Origin of the sequence: Pseudomonas sp. UYIF39 (assembly GCF_029963765.1) — a bacterium.
Lineage (GTDB): Bacteria > Pseudomonadota > Gammaproteobacteria > Pseudomonadales > Pseudomonadaceae > Aquipseudomonas.
In genome coordinates this window covers 1-17,922 of the sequence record NZ_JALBYU010000011.1, presented here as the reverse complement: position 1 = coordinate 17,922, position 17,922 = coordinate 1, and the positions used below count along the sequence as shown (strand labels likewise).

Genomic DNA, 17,922 nt, shown 5'->3' with positions numbered 1-17,922 from the left:
CACTTTGCAAGCGCAGGGAGCCTGTCCATGAGTGATGCCCACAACGCATTGATCACCCAGTTCTACCAAGCCTTCCAGCGGCTGGATGCCGAGGCCATGAGCGCCTGCTATACCGACGACGTGGTGTTCAGCGATCCGGCGTTCGGTGAACTGCGCGGCCAAGAGGCCGGCGACATGTGGCGCATGCTCACTACCCGGGCCAAGGATTTTTCCCTGACGTTCGATAACGTGCGCAGCGACGAGCGCACGGGCGGCGCCCATTGGGTGGCGAAGTACCTGTTCAGCCAGACCGGCAACACTGTGGTCAACGACATTCAGGCACGTTTTGTTTTTCGCGACGGCAAGATCTGCGAACACCACGACAGCTTCGACATGTGGGCCTGGTCTCGACAGGCGCTAGGTTTCAAGGGGCTGTTGTTGGGCTGGACGCCGGCGGTGAGAAACGCCGTGCGTGCGCAAGCCTTGAAGGGGCTGAAGGCATTCCAGGCCAGTCGCTGATAAGATCGCGGCTTGTTTCCTTTCAAGCCTTGAACGTCACGTGAACACCGCCAGCGAATCTTCCGTCATTGCCGCCGAGCCGACGCTGCCTGTCAGCAAACCCTGGTTCGTCTACCTCGTTCGCGCGGCCAATGGTTCGCTCTACTGCGGGGTCAGCGATGATCCCGTGCGCCGCTTCGCCACTCACCAGAGTGGCAAGGGCGCACGCTTTTTTCTTTCCAGCCCTGCCGTGGCATTGGTTTACACCGAAGCCTGCCGCGATAAAAGCGAAGCGCTGCGGCAGGAACGGCTGATCAAAAAACTCAAGAAAAGCGCCAAGGAGTGCTTGGTGGCGACCGCTGCTACGGGCTTATCAATCTGACTGATAAGTTCCCATCAGGCAGATGGGTGTGCTGCTCAGGGAATGCGCGTTAAGCTGCTGATTCCTTATCCGTGCGGCGGAGCCGAGCATGTCAGAGTTAATTCTTCATCATTACCCGACGTCCCCTTTTGCTGAAAAGGCCCGCTTGCTGCTGGGCTTCAAGGGGCTGTCCTGGCGCTCGGTGAAGATCTCGCCGGTGATGCCAAAACCCGACCTGACCGCCCTGACCGGCGGCTACCGCAAAACGCCGGTATTGCAGATTGGCGCGGATATCTATTGCGACACGTCGTTGATCGCCCGTCGTCTGGAGCAGGAAAAAGCCTTGCCGGCGTTCTTCCCGGAAGGTCAGGAAATGATCGCTGCGACCTTCGCCGCGTGGGCGGATTCGGTGGTGTTCCAGCACGCGGTCAGCCTGGTGTTTCAACCGGAATCGGTCGCCGTGCGCTTTGGCCATATGCCACCGGAAGCGATCAAGGCGTTCATTGCCGATCGCACAGAGTTGTTCAGCGGTGGCAGCGTCACACGGTTGTCGGCTGAACAGGCCCGGCATCAGTGGCCGACGATCATGGCGCGTCTGGAGCAACAGCTTCAGCGCGAACAGGGCGACTTCCTGTTCGGCGAGCCGTCGATTGCCGACTTTGCCCTGGCCCATCCGTTGTGGTTCCTCAAGGCTACGCCCGTCACGTCACCGTTGGTCGATGCTTATCCGGCGGTTTCGGCGTGGCTGAGTCGCGTGTTGGGCTTCGGTCATGGTGCGTTCAGCGAGATGACGTCCGAGGAGGCGCTGGAGGTTGCGCGCAATGCCACACCGGCCGCATTGCCGGATGAGCAATTCGACGAGCCGAATGGTTTTGAGATTGGACAGCAGGTGGTCATTGCCGCCATCGATTACGGCGTTGACCCGGTGGCGGGTGAGTTGCTGTTTGCGGGCAGTGAAGAATTGATTCTGCGTCGTGAAGACGAGCGGGGCGGTGTGGTGCATGTGCACTTTCCGCGATTCGGGTTCCGCATCGAAAAACGCTGACACAAACACCTGTGGCGAGGGGATTTATCCCCGTTGGACTGCGTAGCAGTCCCTTTTCTTTGGGGCCGCTTCGCAGCCCAACGGGGATAAATCCCATCGCCACAGGTATTGATAACCCTGATGGATTACTTCAGTGCGGCGAGAATGCTGTCCGGGTCATACCCGCGAATCAACGTCCCGTTCACATCGATGATCGGAATCCCGCCGCCACCTAGCGCCTCGTAGGCCTTGCGCGCCTCGGCATCCTTCTCGATATCGAACTCCTTATAGGGAATGCCCTTCTGATCGAGAAAGCGCCGAGTCAGTTTGCAGTAACCACACCATTCAGTGGCGTAGAGCACGACGTTGGCCTTGGCCTGAGTCTGCTCCGACACCCCCTGCGCCGGATGGAACACCCGCTCGATCTTGCCCCAGTTCTGGTAGACCACGACCACCAGCAGGATCAGCAGGCATTTCTTCAGTACGCCGCCGAGCATCAGTTACGTCGCTTGAGCTGATCGGTGAGTTGGGTCGGCAGACCTTTGATGATCAGCGTGCCGGCTTCTTCGTCGTATTCGATCTTCGAGCCCAGCAGGTGCGCTTCGAAGCTGATGGACAGGCCTTCGGCGCGACCGGTGAAGCGACGGAACTGGTTGAGGGTCCGTTTATCTGCCGGGATCTCCGGCGACAGGCCGTAGTCCTTGTTGCGGATGTGGTCGTAGAAGGCTTTCGGGCGTTCTTCGTCGATCAGCTCCGAGAGTTCTTCCAGACCCATGGGTTCGCCCAATTTTGCCTGGCTGCTGGCGTAATCCACCAGGGTCTTGGTCTTCTCGCGGGCGGACTCTTCCGGCAGGTCTTCGCTTTCGACGAAGTCACTGAAGGCTTTGAGCAGGGTGCGGGTTTCGCCGGGGCCGTCGACGCCTTCCTGGCAGCCGATGAAGTCGCGGAAATACTCCGAAACCTTTTTGCCGTTCTTGCCTTTGATGAACGAAATGTACTGCTTGGACTGCTTGTTGTTCTGCCACTCGGACACGTTGATCCGTGCCGCCAGGTGCAGTTGGCCCAGATCCAGGTGCCGGGACGGGGTCACGTCCAGTTGATCGGTCACTGCAACGCCTTCACTGTGGTGTAGCAGGGCGATCGCCAGGTAGTCGGTCATGCCTTGCTGATAATGCGCAAACAGCACGTGGCCGCCCACAGAGAGGTTCGATTCCTCCATCAGCTTTTGCAGATGTTCCACCGCCACCCGGCTGAACGCTGTGAAGTCCTTGCCGCCATCGAGGTATTCCTTCAGCCAGCCGCTGAACGGATGCGCCCCGGACTCGGCATGGAAGAAACCCCAGGCCTTGCCTTGTTTGGCGTTGTAGCTCTCATTGAGGTCGGCAAGCATGTACTCGATGGCGCTCGACTCGGCCAGTTCAGAATCGCGAGCGTGGAGAACTGCAGGTGTGCCGTCGGGTTTTTTGTCGATCAGGTGGACGATGCAATGACGGATCGGCATGGGCTTCTCGGCTGATTGAAGAGAGGAGGGCGTGCTCCCCGAAAAAGCGCTCAGTGTACCGCAACCACTGGTTTTGGCGCGGCACGAAGGGCAATTCGCAGGTGTCCGATTGCGCTTATGCTGTTTTTTACAGTTTTAGAGCAATAAACCTGACCAAATGGGTAGCTAGAGGCGGATATTTCCCCGTCTCTGTGCTAGTTTTGCCCGGTCTTACGCGAAGTCACTGCGTTAAGCGTGCATTCAGCATTTGTCAGGTCGAACCAAACCCTGATTTCGGTATCTATAACCCCGACTCGTCGCGGTTATGGCCGAGGGTGCCAGATCCAGAAGATCGGGCTCGATGGCTGACACTGCACTCTGCAATCCATATGAATTTGATAGGGAAGGAACACTACATGGCTCTTACTAAAGACCAACTGATCGCCGACATCGCTGAAGCTATCGACGCGCCAAAAACCACCGCGCGTAACGCTCTGGACCAACTGGGCCAAATCGTTGCCGATCAGCTGGAAAACGGCGGCGAAATCACTCTGCCAGGTATCGGCAAACTGAAAGTGACTGAGCGTCCTGCCCGTACTGGCCGCAACCCTTCGACTGGCGCTGCCATCGAAATCGCTGCCAAGAAAGTTATCAAGCTGGTTGTGGCCAAAGGCCTGACCGACGCTGTTAACAAGTAAGACGCAGTAAAAAAAGCCGTGCTCCGGAGTGATCCGGGCACGGCTTTTTTGTGTCTGCGATTTACCACCAGCACCGCTATACCAATGTGGGAGCGAGCTTGCTCGCGATGGCGGCCTGTCAGTCAACACTTGTGCTGAATGTTATGGCCTCATCGCGAGCAAGCTCGCTCCCACAGGGTCAATCAGCTTTTGCGAGCCCAACGTTCGCGCCAGACCTGCTGCTCGGACTTGGTCTGGAAGGTCCAGGCGACGAAGCGGCTTTGCTTCTGCCCCTGAGACATTTCCACAACCTGGCTTTCCAGTACGCCGGCCTTTTTCAGCGCCGTCTGGATCGCCGGCAGGTTGGAGGCTTTCGAGACCAGGGTGCTGAACCAAAGCACTTTGTGTTGGAAATGCGCGCTCTCAGCGATCAGTTGCGTCACAAATCGTGCTTCGCCACCTTCACACCACAATTCTGCCGATTGGCCGCCAAAGTTCAGCACCGGCAGTTTGCGTTTTGGATCGGCACGGCCCAGGGCGCGCCATTTACGCTCGCTGCCTTTGGTCGCTTCGTCCATCGAGGCGTGGAACGGCGGGTTGCACATGGTCAGGTCAAAGCGTTCGCCGGGTTCGAGCAGGCCCAACAAAATGTGCTTGGGATTAGTTTGCTGGCGCAACTGGATGGCTTTGTTCAGTCCGTTGGACTGCACGATGGCTTTGGCGGCGGCCACGGCCGTCGGGTCGATTTCCGAGCCGAGGAAGTGCCAGCGGTAGTCGCTGTAGCCGATCAACGGATAGACGCAGTTGGCGCCCATGCCGATATCGAGCACCTTGACCGGTGCACCACGTGGGATTTCGCCGTCGTTGACGCTGGCCAGCAGGTCGGCCAGGAAGTGCACGTAGTCGGCACGCCCCGGAACCGGTGGGCAGAGGTAGTCGGCCGGGATGTCCCAATGGGCGACGCCGTAGAACGACTTGAGCAACGCACGGTTGAACACCCGCACTGCGTCCGGGCTGGCGAAGTCGATACTTTCCTTGCCGTACGGATTGATGATCACGAACTTCGCCAGTTCCGGCGTGGTTTTGATCAGCGCCGGGAAGTCGTAACGACCCTGATGGCGGTTGCGCGGATGCAGGCTGGCCTTCTCGCGGGGCTCCACGGCTTTGGCCGGGGTGGCGGTGTCAGGCTTCTTGCGCGCGGGGCGGGGTGTGCGGGGGGCGTTCATGGGCGTGGTCGATTCGGGTATGGCTAAAAGTGGCGGGTATTGTCCCACATCTACGGGGGATTCTCGGCGCAAAAAAAAACGGGAGGCCACCAGGCCTCCCGTTTTCATTGCGATTTGCCGTTACAGGCTGGCAATCCGCGCATGCTGCTCGGCCAACTTGCCCAAAGCCTGTTCTGCTTCAGCCAGTTTGGCGCGTTCCTTCTCGATGACTTCGGCCGGGGCCTTGTCGACGAAACCGGCGTTGGACAGCTTGCCGCCCACGCGCTGAACTTCGCCCTGTAGACGCAGGATTTCCTTGTCCAGACGCGCCAGTTCGGCGTCTTTGTCGATCAGTCCGGCCATCGGCACCAGCACTTCCATCTCGCCAACCAGTGCGGTGGCGGACAGCGGTGCTTCTTCGCCAGCAGCCAACACGGTGATCGATTCGAGGCGAGCCAGCTTCTTCAGCAGGGCTTCGTTCTCGGTGAGACGACGCTGATCTTCGGCGCTGACGTTTTTCAGGAACAGGTTCAACGGCTTGCCAGGACCGATGTTCATTTCGCCACGGATGTTACGCGTGCCGAGCATCAGGCCTTTGAGCCATTCGATGTCGTTCTCGGCGGCCGGATCGATGCGCTCTTCATTGGCCACTGGCCACGGTTGCAGCATGATCGTCTTGCCTTCGATACCGGCCAGCGGCGCGATACGCTGCCAGATTTCTTCGGTGATGAACGGCATGAACGGATGTGCCAGACGCAGCGCGACTTCCAATACCCGAACCAGCGTGCGGCGGGTGCCACGCTGACGTTCGATCGGCGCGTTTTCGTCCCACAGCACAGGCTTGGAGAGTTCCAGGTACCAGTCGCAATACTGGTTCCAGATGAACTCGTACAAGGCTTGTGCGGCCAGGTCGAAACGGAACTGGTCGAGCTGACGGGTCACTTCGGCTTCGGTGCGCTGCAGCTGCGAGATGATCCAGCGATCCGCCAGTGACAGCTCGTAAGCCTCGCCGTTCTGGCCGCAGTCTTCGCCCTTGTCCAGAACATAACGCGCGGCGTTCCAGATCTTGTTGCAGAAGTTGCGATAGCCTTCGACGCGGCCCATGTCGAACTTGATGTCGCGACCGGTGGAGGCCAGCGAGCAGAAGGTGAAGCGCAGGGCGTCGGTGCCGTAGCTGGCGATGCCGTCGGCGAACTCGTCGCGGGTCTGCTTCTCGATCTTCTTCGCCAGTTTCGGCTGCATCATGCCGGAGGTGCGTTTCTGCACCAGGTCTTCGAGCTCGATGCCGTCGATGATGTCCAGCGGGTCCAGGACGTTGCCCTTGGACTTGGACATCTTCTGGCCTTGGCCATCTCGCACCAGGCCATGAACATAAACGGTCTTGAACGGAACTTGCGGTGTGCCGTCTTCGTTCTTCACCAAGTGCATGGTGAGCATGATCATCCGGGCAACCCAGAAGAAAATGATGTCGAAGCCGGTCACCAGCACGTCGGTGGAGTGGAATTTCTTCAGGAATTCGGTCTGCTCAGGCCAGCCGAGCGTCGAGAATGTCCACAGGCCCGAACTGAACCAGGTGTCGAGAACGTCGTTGTCCTGTTGCAGCGCAACGTCCGGGCCGAGGTTGTGCTTGGCACGTACTTCGGCTTCGTCGCGACCGACGTAGACCTTGCCCGACTCGTCGTACCAGGCCGGAATCCGGTGGCCCCACCACAACTGACGGCTGATGCACCAGTCCTGGATGTCGCGCATCCACGAGAAGTACATGTTTTCGTACTGTTTCGGCACGAACGCGATGCGACCGTCTTCAACAGCTGCGATGGCTGGCTCAGCCAAAGGCTTGGTCGACACATACCATTGGTCGGTCAGCCACGGCTCAATGATGGTGCCGGAACGGTCGCCTTTCGGCACTTTCAGGGCGTGATCATCAACGCTGACCAACAGGCCAGCGGCGTCGAATGCAGCAACGATTTGCTTGCGCGCTTCGAAACGGTCGAGGCCGGCGTATTCGGCCGGAATCTTGCCGTCGATGCTTTCGTTCAGCGTGCCGTCGAGGTTGAACACCTGACAGGCCGGCAGTACGGCGGCGTTCTTGTCGAAGATGTTCAGCAGCGGCAGGTTGTGGCGCTTGCCGACTTCGTAGTCGTTGAAATCGTGGGCCGGGGTGATTTTCACGCAGCCGGTGCCGAATTCAGGATCGCAGTAATCATCGGCGATGATCGGAATGCGGCGGCCGACCAGCGGCAGCTCGACAAATTTGCCGATCAGGGCTTGGTAGCGTTCATCGTTCGGGTTAACCGCTACGGCGGAGTCGCCGAGCATGGTTTCCGGGCGGGTGGTCGCGACGATCAGGTAGTCGTTGCCTTCAGCGGTCTTGGCGCCATCGGCCAGCGGGTATTTCAGGTTCCACAGGAAACCTTTCTCGTCGTGGTTTTCCACCTCGAGGTCGGAAATCGCCGTGTGCAACTTGGTGTCCCAGTTGACCAGGCGCTTGCCGCGGTAGATCAGGCCGTCTTCGTGCAGGCGCACAAAGGCTTCTTTCACGGCTTCCGAAAGGCCGTCGTCCATGGTGAAGCGCTCGCGGCCCCAGTCCACGGACGAGCCGAGGCGGCGGATCTGACGGCTGATGTTGCCGCCGGACTGATCCTTCCATTCCCAGACTTTTTCGAGGAATTTCTCACGGCCCAGATCGTGACGATTCTGGCCCTGGGCTTCGAGTTGACGCTCCACCAGCATTTGCGTGGCGATACCGGCGTGGTCGGTACCCGGCTGCCACAGGGTGTTACGACCCTGCATGCGGCGGAAACGGATCAGGGCGTCCATGATCGCGTTGTTGAAGCCGTGACCCATGTGCAGGCTGCCGGTGACGTTCGGCGGCGGGATCATGATGGTGTAGGACTCGCCCGCGCCTTGCGGGGCGAAGTAATTCTCTGACTCCCAGGTGTTGTACCAGGAAGTTTCAATGGCGTGCGGCTGGTAGGTCTTATCCATGCGCGGCGGGACCCTATTGGCATTTATTCAGGAAAAGCCGGCAAGTATAGCGGGGCATGGGGCGCAGGGCGAGCGGGTGCAGACAGGGCGCAGGCCAAATGTGGGAGCAGGCAAACCTGCTCCCACAGGAGATGGGTGTTACTCGTACTGACTCAACAACCGTTCCATCCGCGCGCTGAGGCGGCGTTTGATTTCGGTTTCGATGTGCGGGGCGAAGTCGTCGATTACGTCTTGCATGATCAATTGCGCGGCGGCGCGCAGTTCGCCATCCAGGTGCAGCAGGTCCTCGGGGCTCTTGCTGGCGGCGGGCGCCGGTTGGGCAGCAGGGGCGGCAGGGGCGAGTGGCGCCGGTTCGAGAATGGGTGGGCTGGCGCCGACCGTATCGAACAGCATTGGAATCTGTTCCTGATCATCGTCCTCGACCGTGTCGGTGAGCAAGGGCGGTTGCAGGTTGTCATCGCCGAGCAGTTGGCGGATCGACTCAAGGTCGTCCAGCAGATGCGCGGACTTTTGCAGCGGTTTTGGAGTGTCCATCGGAATGCTCAGAGTCGCTGTAAACGGTGATCTTGCAGAGGATAGCCCTGTTCGCGGTAGAAACGGAAACTCTCCCGCGCAGCCGTACGAATCGTCGAATCTTCCACCACCACTTCCGCCACGCGGGCGAACTTGTTGGCGAATGCCGGGACTTTCAGGGCGAGATTGACCAACAGGTCCTGATGCGGACCGCAGTCATCGCCAAGGCCCAACACAATGAAACCCTCCGGCTCGCTTTCGGCGGGGCCGTGGGGCACGAAGCTTTCGCCCTTGAAGGCCCACAAACGCGCATCGAGGTCATCACGCTGGGCAGCATCGCTGCAATGCAGATAGATGCGGTGGCCCATGCGCCAGGCTTTCTCGGTGAGCTTGCAGGCAAAGTCCAGCCGCGCTGAAGGATCGGCGCTGGGCAGGACATAGAAGTCGACTTTGGTCATTGCGGTTCCTGAGCTTCAAGTGGCATCACCCGAGAGTGACACCACCGGAAGTCATCGGTTTCAGGCTTTGGCGCGGTCCAGCAGGTATTGGGTCAGCAATGGAACCGGACGGCCAGTGGCGCCCTTGTCCTTGCCGCCGCTAGTCCAGGCTGTGCCGGCGATGTCCAGGTGCGCCCAGTTGAGGTTCTTGGTGAAGCGCGACAGGAAGCAGGCAGCGGTGATGGTGCCGGCTTTCGGGCCACCGATGTTGGCGATGTCGGCGAACGGGCTGTCCAGCTGTTCCTGGTACTCATCGAACAGCGGGAGTTGCCAGGCACGATCGTCAGCCGATTGGCCGGCGCTCAGCAGTTGGCCGATCAGTTCGTCGTTGTTGCCCAGCAAGCCCGACGTGTGGGAACCCAGCGCAACGACGCAAGCGCCGGTCAGGGTCGCGATGTCGATCACTGCTTGCGGCTTGAAGCGCTCGGAGTAGGTCAGTGCGTCGCACAGCACCAGACGGCCTTCGGCGTCGGTGTTGAGGATTTCCACGGTCTGGCCGCTCATGGTGGTGACGATGTCGCCAGGACGCGAAGCATTGCCGCTCGGCATGTTCTCGGCGCAGGCCAGGATGCACACCAGGTTGATCGGCAGTTTCAGCTCGAGCACGGCACGCAGGGTGCCGAATACGCTGGCAGCGCCGCCCATGTCGTACTTCATTTCATCCATGCCGGCGCCCGGTTTCAGGCTGATGCCGCCAGTGTCAAAGGTGATGCCTTTGCCAACCAGTGCGTACGGCTTCTCGGATTTCTTGCCGCCGTTGTATTGCATGACGATCAGGCGCGGTGGCTGGGCGCTGCCCTGGCCCACGGCGTAGAACGAGCCCATGCCCAAGTCCTTGATCTTCTTCTCATCAAGGACTTCGACTTTCAGGCTTTTGAATTCTTTGCCCAGGTTCTTCGCTTGCTCACCGAGGAACATCGGGTGGCAGATGTTCGGCGGCAGGTTACCCAGGTCGCGGGTGAACGCCATGCCATTGGCGATAGCGGTGGCGTGGGCCACGGCGCGCTCGACTTCAGCCTGTGCAGCCTTGATGGTCACCAGGGTGACTTTCTTCAGGGCGCGAGGCTCGGCTTTCTGGCTCTTGAATTGATCGAACGTGTATTCGCCGTCCACCAGGGTTTCGGCCAGCAGGCGGGTCTTGCCGTAGCTGTCACGGCCTTTGACCACGATTTCGTCCAGGGCCAGCACTGCGTCGCTGCCGCCCAGGCCTTTGAGGGTGTTGAGGATACCGGCAATGATTTTACGGAACGGGCGGTCGCCCAGCTCTTCATCCTTGCCAACGCCGACCAGCAGCACGCGCTCGGCCTTGAGGTTCGGCAGGCTGTGCAGCAACAGACTCTGACCGACTTTGCCGGCCAGGTCGCCGCGCTTGAGCACAGCGCTGATGGCGCCACCGCTCAGTTCGTCGAGTTGTTTGGCGACGGCGCCGAGCTTGCGGCCTTCGCCGACGGCGACCACCAGAGTGGCGGTTTTCAACGTTTCTGGGCTAACGCTTTTTACAACCAGTTCCATGTCCGGGTCCCTGAATTAATGGTCAACACGCAAGTGCTCGACGGCATGCATTCGAGCTTGCTTATAAATAGAAAGACGCAGGTCACGGCCCGCGACAAAGGCCGCAGTTTGAACCTCGCTACCGGCGCCTGACAACCCTCGGTTGTACGATCTTCAGCGCATTACCCGCCTGCTTGAGCATGCGCAGTGACAGGCGCACTCAATCACAGGATAATGCGCCATCTTTTTCGGCGGCTCTGCCCTGCGGGCTGTCTGATATGTTTGCTTGTTTGGCCGCCTTAGCCTGACAACCCTGGAGTGTCTGGTTTGATCGTCTTCCGTTATCTATCCCGCGAAGTCATGTTGACCTTGAGCGCCGTCAGCGCTGTGCTGCTGGTCATCATCATGAGCGGTCGCTTCATCAAGTACCTCGCCCAGGCAGCCTCTGGCCTCCTGGATCCGGGTTCGCTGTTCCTGATCATGGGCTTTCGTCTGCCGGGTTTCCTGCAGTTGATTTTGCCTCTGGGCCTGTTTCTCGGCATCCTGCTGGCCTACGGCCGCCTGTACCTCGAAAGCGAAATGACCGTGCTGTCTGCCACCGGCATGAGCCAGCAGCGTCTGCTTGCCATGACCCTTTTTCCAGCCACCCTGGTTGCAGTGGTGGTGGCGTGGCTGAGCCTGAGCCTGGCGCCACAAGGCGCCAATCAGTTCCAGTTGCTGCTGAACAAGCAGGATGCCCTGACCGAGTTCGACACCCTGGAGCCAGGTCGCTTCCAGGCCCTGCGTGACGGAACGCGGGTGACCTACACCGAAACGCTGTCGGACGACCGCATCAACCTCGGCGGCGTGTTCATTTCGCAGAAGAACGTCAATTCCGAAAACAAGGATCGCGGGATTTCCGTGCTGGTGGCCGAGAAGGGCCGTCAGGAAATTCGCCCCGACGGTAACCGTTACCTGATTCTCGACAACGGCTATCGCTATGACGGCAATCCGGGGCAGGCCGACTACCGGGCGATCAAGTACGAGGAGTACGGCGTATTGCTGCCCAAGCCGGATGTCAGCGACGAAGTGACCGACCGCGACGCAATGACCACCAGATTTTTGCTGGACAGTGACGACATCCGCTTGCGTACCGAGCTGCAATGGCGTCTGTCCTTGCCGTTGCTGGTCTTCATCGTGACCTTGATGGCGGTGCCGTTGTCGCGGGTCAATCCGCGTCAGGGGCGCTTCCTCAAGCTGTTGCCGGCGATTCTTCTATATATGGCTTACCTGTCCATCCTGATTGCCGCTCGCGGCGCCCTTGAAAAGGGCAAAATCCCGCCAACTCTGGGGTTGTGGTGGGTGCATGCAATCTTCCTGGTCATCGGCCTGGGCTTGCTCTATTGGGAACCCCTTCAGTTGAAGCTGGCGAGTCGTCGCAGCGCGCTGGAGGTGGCTCGTGGATAAGCTCGATCGCTACATTGGTAGCAGCGTGTTCGTGGCAATTCTGGCGGTACTGGGGATCATTCTTGGTCTGGCGACGCTGTTCGCGTTCATCGATGAAATGAGTGAGGTCAGCGATACCTACACCTTGGTCGACGTGTTGAGTTATGTCCTGCTGACCGCGCCGCGTCGTCTTTACGACATGTTGCCGATGGCTGCACTGATCGGTTGCCTGATAGGCCTCGGCAGTCTGGCCAGTCACAGCGAGCTGACCATCATGCGCGCTGCGGGCGTGTCGATCGGGCGCATCGTCTGGGCGGTCATGAAGCCAATGCTGATCCTGATGGTGGTGGGTGTGCTGATCGGCGAATACGTTGCGCCGGCCACCGAAGTCACCGCTCAGGCCAATCGCTCGCTGGCCCAGGGCAGCGGCGATGCGCAAAGCGCCAAGCATGGCCTGTGGCACCGTCAGGGGGACGAGTTCGTTCACGTCAACTCCGTGCAGCCAAACGGTTTGCTGTATGGCGTGACCCGTTATCGCTTCGACGATCAGCGCCACATGTTGTCCTCAAGCTTCGCCAAGCGCGCCGAATTCGACAAGGATCACTGGCAGCTCAGCGATGTCACGACCACGTTATTCCATGACAAGAACACCGAAGTGGTGACCGCTCCGATCGAGCGCTGGAACGTGGCGTTGAGCCCGCAACTGCTGGATACCGTGGTGATGTCGCCCGATTCGCTGTCAATCAGTGGTCTGTGGGGGTACATCCACTACCTGGCTGACCAGGGCTTGAGCAATGGTCGTTACTGGCTGGCATTTTGGGTCAAGGTGTTGCAACCGCTGGTCACCGCCGCGCTGGTGCTGATGGCGATTTCCTTCATTTTCGGTCCGTTGCGCTCGGTGACCCTCGGTCAGCGGGTGTTCACTGGCGTGCTGGTGGGCTTCACCTTCCGTATTGTTCAGGATTTGCTCGGTCCTTCGAGCCTGGTCTTCGGTTTCTCGCCGCTGTTTGCGGTACTGATTCCGGCGGGTGTTTGTGCCCTGGCCGGGGTCTGGTTGTTGCGCAGGGCCGGTTGATCAAGGGTTTCTCCTGACCTTGCAGGTCACTCAAAACGCCCCTGTCGCAAGACCGGGGCGTTTTTGTAGGCGCCGTCTGACCTGCGAACGTGACGCTTGCGCCGTGGATCAGGTACAATTCCCGGCTATTTTTCGGCGGGCTATGCCTGCAGCCTTTTTGAGTGTTGATCCGTGAGTGATTTGAGTCATATCCGCAATTTCTCCATCATCGCCCACATTGACCATGGCAAGTCGACGCTGGCCGATCGCTTCATCCAGATGTGTGGCGGCCTTGCCGAGCGCGAAATGGAAGCCCAGGTTCTGGACTCCATGGACCTGGAACGTGAACGCGGGATCACCATCAAGGCCCACAGCGTCACCCTGTATTACACCGCACGCGATGGCATCAAATACCAGCTTAACTTCATTGACACCCCGGGCCACGTTGACTTCACCTACGAAGTCAGCCGGTCGCTGGCGGCCTGTGAAGGCGCGTTGCTGGTGGTCGATGCCGGTCAGGGCGTTGAAGCGCAGTCGGTAGCCAACTGCTACACCGCGATTGAGCAGGGCCTGGAAGTGATGCCGGTCCTGAACAAGATCGACCTGCCTCAGGCCGATCCGGACCGCGTCAAAGAAGAAATCGAAAAAATCATCGGCATCGATGCCACCGACGCGGTCGAGTGCAGTGCCAAGACCGGTCTGGGCGTCGACGAAGTGCTAGAACGTCTGGTCAAGACCATTCCTGCGCCGACCGGCAACTATGAAGATCCGCTGCAAGCGTTGATCATCGACTCCTGGTTCGACAACTACCTGGGCGTTGTTTCCCTGGTTCGCGTGCGCCACGGTCGTGTGAAGAAGGGCGACAAGATCCTGGTCAAGTCCACCGGCAAGATCCACCTCGTGGACAGCGTCGGTGTCTTCAACCCGAAACACACCGCCACCGTTGACCTGAAGGCCGGCGAAGTGGGCTTCATCATCGCCGGCATCAAGGACATTCACGGTGCACCGGTCGGTGACACCCTGACCTTGAGTTCTACGCCGGACGTCGACGTGCTGCCAGGCTTCAAACGCATTCAGCCGCAGGTATACGCCGGCCTGTTCCCGGTCAGCTCCGACGACTTCGAAGATTTCCGTGAAGCCCTGCAAAAGCTCACGCTCAACGACTCGTCCCTGCAATACACCCCGGAAAGCTCCGACGCCCTGGGCTTCGGCTTCCGTTGCGGGTTCCTCGGCATGTTGCACATGGAAATCATCCAGGAGCGCCTGGAGCGCGAGTACGACCTGGACCTGATCACCACGGCGCCGACGGTAATTTTCGAGCTGCTGCTGAAAACCGGTGAAACGATTTACGTCGACAACCCGTCGAAGCTGCCAGACCTGTCCTCGATCGAAGACATGCGCGAACCGATCGTGCGGGCCAATATTCTTGTGCCGCAAGAGCACCTGGGCAACGTCATTACCCTGTGCATCGAGAAGCGTGGCGTACAGCACGACATGCTGTTCCTCGGTACCCAGGTTCAAGTGACCTACGATTTACCGATGAACGAAGTGGTCCTGGACTTCTTCGACCGTCTGAAATCCACCAGCCGTGGCTATGCATCGCTGGATTACCATTTCGATCGTTATCAATCGGCTAATCTGGTGAAACTGGATGTGCTGATCAACGGTGACAAGGTCGACGCCCTGGCGCTGATCGTGCACAAGGATAACGCGCACTACAAAGGTCGCCAGTTGACCGAGAAGATGAAAGAACTGATTCCACGTCAGATGTTCGACGTCGCGATCCAGGCCGCCATTGGCGGGCAGATTATTGCGCGGACCTCCGTCAAGGCACTCAGAAAGAACGTATTGGCCAAATGCTACGGCGGTGACGTCAGCCGTAAGAAGAAACTGCTTGAAAAGCAAAAGGCCGGTAAAAAACGCATGAAGCAAGTCGGTAACGTGGAAATTCCACAAGAAGCCTTCCTTGCAGTGCTCAGGTTGGATAGTTAGGTCCTATGTCACTAAATTTCCCGCTGTTGCTGGTCATCGCCGTGTTCGTCTGCGGCCTGTTGGCGTTGCTCGATCTGCTTTTCCTGGCGCCGCGTCGGCGTGCCGCCATTGCCTCCTATCAGGGCAGCGTCAGCCAGCCTGACGGAGTGGTGGTCGAGAAACTGAACAAAGAGCCGCTGCTGGTCGAATACGGCAAGTCGTTCTTCCCGGTGTTGTTCATCGTGCTGGTACTGCGTTCGTTCCTGGTGGAACCGTTCCAGATTCCTTCCGGCTCGATGAAACCGACCCTGGATGTTGGCGACTTCATCCTGGTGAACAAGTTTTCTTACGGGATCCGCTTGCCGGTGATCGACAAGAAAGTCATCGAAGTCGGTGATCCACAGCGCGGCGATGTGATGGTGTTCCGCTACCCGAGCGATCCGAACGTCAACTACATTAAACGTGTGGTGGGCCTGCCGGGTGACCAGATTCGTTACACCGCCGACAAGCGCCTGTTCGTCAACGGTGAGTCAATTGCCGAACAACTGGTCGGCTCCGAGCCGGGAACGTTGGGTAGCGCCGAGCTCTACAAGGAAAAACTCGGCGTCGCCGAGCACCTGATCCGCAAGGAAATGAGCCGTTACCGCGCAACGCCGGACCATTCGTGGACCGTGCCTGCCGGGCACTACTTCATGATGGGCGACAACCGCGACAACTCGAATGACAGTCGCTACTGGGATGATCCGAGCATTCCCAAGGATCTGCTGGGCATGGTTCCCGACAAGAATATCGTCGGCAAGGCCTTCGCAGTCTGGATGAGCTGGCCGGAACCTAAACTCAGTCACCTGCCGAATTTCTCGCGGGTTGGCCTGATCAAGTAATCACACACGGCGCTGTTGAACACAGCGCCGAATGCATTTCTGGAGTCGGCATAATCGACGCCGGAAGCATGAAAACAACGATATTCAGGACGTTATTTTTGAACACAGCGTTAATTGTCCCAAGCCTGCGCCGCATCACGGCGATGGCGGTGGAACCCAACCACGAACTCAGCGTGGGTAAACCGTGAGCGTCTCCTTAAGCCGTCTCGAGCGTCAGCTCGGCTACACCTTCAAGGATCAGGAACTGATGGTCCTGGCCCTGACTCACCGCAGCTTTGCCGGGCGAAACAACGAACGCCTGGAATTCCTCGGTGATGCCATCCTTAATTTTGTCGCTGGCGAGGCGCTGTTCGATCGCTTCCCGCTGGCCCGCGAAGGTCAGTTGTCGCGCTTGCGCGCACGCCTGGTGAAAGGCGAGACCCTGGCCGTACTGGCTCGCGGTTTCGATCTGGGCGAATACCTGCGCCTGGGTTCCGGTGAATTGAAAAGCGGCGGTTTCCGTCGCGAGTCGATTCTGGCCGATGCCCTTGAAGCGCTGATCGGTGCGATCTACCTGGATGCCGGCATGGACATGGCACGCGAACGCGTGCTGGCCTGGCTGGCCGGGGAGTTCGAAGGCCTGACGCTGGTCGACACCAACAAAGATCCAAAAACCCGTCTGCAAGAGTTCCTGCAGTCGCGGGGTTGTGAACTGCCGCGTTACGAAGTGGTGGATATCCAGGGTGAGCCGCATTGCCGGACGTTCTTCGTCGAATGTGAAATCACCTTACTGAATGAAAAAAGCCGAGGTCAGGGTGTGAGCCGTCGTATTGCCGAACAGGTAGCGGCCGCTGCAGCACTGATTGCCCTGGGCGTGGAGAATGGCCATGACTGATTCAACTGCAACTCGCTGTGGCTATGTCGCCATCGTCGGCCGTCCCAACGTGGGCAAGTCCACGCTGCTGAACCACATCCTCGGTCAGAAGCTGGCGATCACCTCGCGCAAGCCTCAGACCACTCGCCACAACATGCTCGGCATCAAGACCGAAGGCGCCGTGCAGGCGATCTACGTCGATACCCCCGGCATGCATAAAGGTGGCGAGAAAGCCCTGAACCGCTACATGAACAAGACCGCTTCGGCGGCGTTGAAAGACGTCGACGTGGTGATCTTCGTGGTTGACCGCACCAAGTGGACCGACGAAGACCAGATGGTCCTCGAGCGCGTTCAATACGTGACCGGCCCGCTGATCGTGGCGCTGAACAAGACTGACCGCATCGAAGATAAAGCCGAGCTGATGCCGCACCTGACCTGGTTGCAGGAACAGTTGCCGAACGCGCAGATCATGCCGATCTCGGCCCAGCACGGGCATAACCTCGAAACGCTGGAGCGCGTGATTGCCGGTTACCTGCCGGAAAACGATCACTTCTTCCCGGAAGACCAGATCACTGATCGCAGCAGCCGCTTCCTCGCCGCTGAACTGGTACGTGAGAAAATCATGCGCCAGATGGGCGCCGAGCTGCCGTACCAGATCACCGTCGAAATCGAAGAGTTCAAGCAACAGGGCAAAACCCTGCACATCCATGCCTTGATCCTCGTCGAGCGCGACGGCCAGAAGAAAATCATCATTGGCGACAAGGGCGAGCGGATCAAGCGCATCGGCACCGAGGCACGCAAGGACATGGAGTTGCTGTTCGACTCCAAGATCATGCTCAACCTCTGGGTCAAGGTGAAAGGCGGCTGGTCCGACGACGAACGCGCCTTGCGTTCGCTGGGTTACGGCGACCTGTAACACCCGGTTCCTGTTACACCGAAGAACCCCTGTGGGAGCGAGCTTGCTCCGGGCGGCGTTCCGACGATAGCGGTCTGCCAGTCAACATCGATGTTGAATGTCATGCCCT

The 17,922-nt window shown here is 59.2% G+C and carries 17 protein-coding genes; 10 read left to right on the top strand and 7 right to left on the bottom strand.

The window, feature by feature from the left end:
* Nucleotides 1–27 precede the first annotated feature (27 nt).
* From MO767_RS16565 to MO767_RS16555, 3 genes are all read left to right on the top strand, one after another.
* Nucleotides 28–498 carry a nuclear transport factor 2 family protein gene (locus tag MO767_RS16565; protein ID WP_282481378.1) on the top strand — a complete coding sequence of 157 codons (471 nt, stop codon included), beginning with the start codon at nucleotides 28–30 and terminating at the stop codon, nucleotides 496–498.
* A 40-nt stretch (nucleotides 499–538) separates the two neighbouring features.
* The gene (locus MO767_RS16560) at nucleotides 539–859 is read left to right on the top strand and encodes a GIY-YIG nuclease family protein (protein WP_282481377.1); all 321 of its coding nucleotides are present in this window, start codon (nucleotides 539–541) and stop codon (nucleotides 857–859) included.
* Between the two features lie 88 nt (nucleotides 860–947).
* A complete protein-coding gene (locus MO767_RS16555) occupies nucleotides 948–1,883 on the top strand; it encodes a glutathione S-transferase family protein (protein ID WP_282481376.1) in 936 nt (311 codons plus the stop codon).
* A gap of 125 nt (nucleotides 1,884–2,008) precedes the next feature.
* Here the strand turns inward: MO767_RS16555 and MO767_RS16550 are convergent, their stop codons facing one another.
* Nucleotides 2,009–2,359, bottom strand: coding sequence for a glutaredoxin family protein (locus MO767_RS16550; RefSeq protein ID WP_282481375.1), 351 nt, complete (start codon nucleotides 2,357–2,359; stop codon nucleotides 2,009–2,011).
* Nucleotides 2,359–3,363 carry a nucleoid-associated protein YejK gene (gene yejK / locus MO767_RS16545; RefSeq protein ID WP_008147593.1) on the bottom strand — a complete coding sequence of 335 codons (1,005 nt, stop codon included), beginning with the start codon at nucleotides 3,361–3,363 and terminating at the stop codon, nucleotides 2,359–2,361. The genes MO767_RS16550 and yejK overlap by 1 nt, the downstream gene beginning before the upstream one ends.
* A 395-nt stretch (nucleotides 3,364–3,758) precedes the next feature.
* Between yejK and MO767_RS16540 the strand changes: the two genes are divergently transcribed.
* The gene (locus MO767_RS16540) at nucleotides 3,759–4,040 is read left to right on the top strand and encodes an HU family DNA-binding protein (RefSeq protein WP_007905514.1); all 282 of its coding nucleotides are present in this window, start codon (nucleotides 3,759–3,761) and stop codon (nucleotides 4,038–4,040) included.
* 182 nt (nucleotides 4,041–4,222) lie between these two features.
* Here MO767_RS16540 and rlmF read toward each other — a convergent pair whose 3' ends face one another.
* The 5 genes from rlmF to MO767_RS16515 all read right to left on the bottom strand — a co-directional run bounded on the left by rlmF (nucleotide 4,223) and on the right by MO767_RS16515 (nucleotide 10,734).
* Nucleotides 4,223–5,245, bottom strand: coding sequence for a 23S rRNA (adenine(1618)-N(6))-methyltransferase RlmF (gene rlmF / locus MO767_RS16535; RefSeq protein WP_282481374.1), 1,023 nt, complete (start codon nucleotides 5,243–5,245; stop codon nucleotides 4,223–4,225).
* Between the two features lie 120 nt (nucleotides 5,246–5,365).
* A complete protein-coding gene (locus tag MO767_RS16530; protein ID WP_282481373.1) occupies nucleotides 5,366–8,212 on the bottom strand; it encodes a valine--tRNA ligase in 2,847 nt (948 codons plus the stop codon).
* 138 nt (nucleotides 8,213–8,350) lie between these two features.
* On the bottom strand, nucleotides 8,351–8,746 hold the full coding sequence (locus MO767_RS16525) for a DNA polymerase III subunit chi (protein ID WP_282481372.1): 396 nt from the start codon (nucleotides 8,744–8,746) through the stop codon (nucleotides 8,351–8,353).
* 8 nt (nucleotides 8,747–8,754) lie between these two features.
* Nucleotides 8,755–9,183, bottom strand: a complete 429-nt coding sequence (locus tag MO767_RS16520; RefSeq protein WP_282481371.1) for a DNA polymerase III subunit chi — start codon at nucleotides 9,181–9,183, stop codon at nucleotides 8,755–8,757.
* 60 nt (nucleotides 9,184–9,243) lie between these two features.
* Nucleotides 9,244–10,734 (bottom strand): leucyl aminopeptidase, encoded by a 1,491-nt coding sequence (locus MO767_RS16515; RefSeq protein ID WP_282481370.1) that lies wholly within the window; start codon nucleotides 10,732–10,734, stop codon nucleotides 9,244–9,246.
* Between the two features lie 306 nt (nucleotides 10,735–11,040).
* Between MO767_RS16515 and lptF the strand changes: the two genes are divergently transcribed.
* From lptF to era, 6 genes are all read left to right on the top strand, one after another.
* Nucleotides 11,041–12,159: an LPS export ABC transporter permease LptF gene (gene lptF / locus MO767_RS16510; protein WP_282481369.1), complete on the top strand. Its 1,119-nt coding sequence runs from the start codon at nucleotides 11,041–11,043 to the stop codon at nucleotides 12,157–12,159.
* Nucleotides 12,152–13,213: an LPS export ABC transporter permease LptG gene (lptG, locus tag MO767_RS16505; protein WP_282481368.1), complete on the top strand. Its 1,062-nt coding sequence runs from the start codon at nucleotides 12,152–12,154 to the stop codon at nucleotides 13,211–13,213. The genes lptF and lptG overlap by 8 nt, the downstream gene beginning before the upstream one ends.
* A 171-nt stretch (nucleotides 13,214–13,384) precedes the next feature.
* On the top strand, nucleotides 13,385–15,184 hold the full coding sequence (gene lepA / locus MO767_RS16500) for a translation elongation factor 4 (protein ID WP_008151572.1): 1,800 nt from the start codon (nucleotides 13,385–13,387) through the stop codon (nucleotides 15,182–15,184).
* A gap of 5 nt (nucleotides 15,185–15,189) precedes the next feature.
* Complete coding sequence (gene lepB, locus MO767_RS16495; protein ID WP_282481367.1) at nucleotides 15,190–16,044, top strand: signal peptidase I; 855 nt, start codon at nucleotides 15,190–15,192, stop codon at nucleotides 16,042–16,044.
* Nucleotides 16,045–16,228: 184 nt separating this feature from the next.
* Nucleotides 16,229–16,918, top strand: a complete 690-nt coding sequence (rnc, locus tag MO767_RS16490) for a ribonuclease III (RefSeq protein ID WP_033053426.1) — start codon at nucleotides 16,229–16,231, stop codon at nucleotides 16,916–16,918.
* Nucleotides 16,911–17,813, top strand: coding sequence for a GTPase Era (era, locus tag MO767_RS16485; RefSeq protein ID WP_008151577.1), 903 nt, complete (start codon nucleotides 16,911–16,913; stop codon nucleotides 17,811–17,813). Before rnc ends, era begins: the two co-directional genes overlap by 8 nt.
* Nucleotides 17,814–17,922 lie beyond the last annotated feature (109 nt).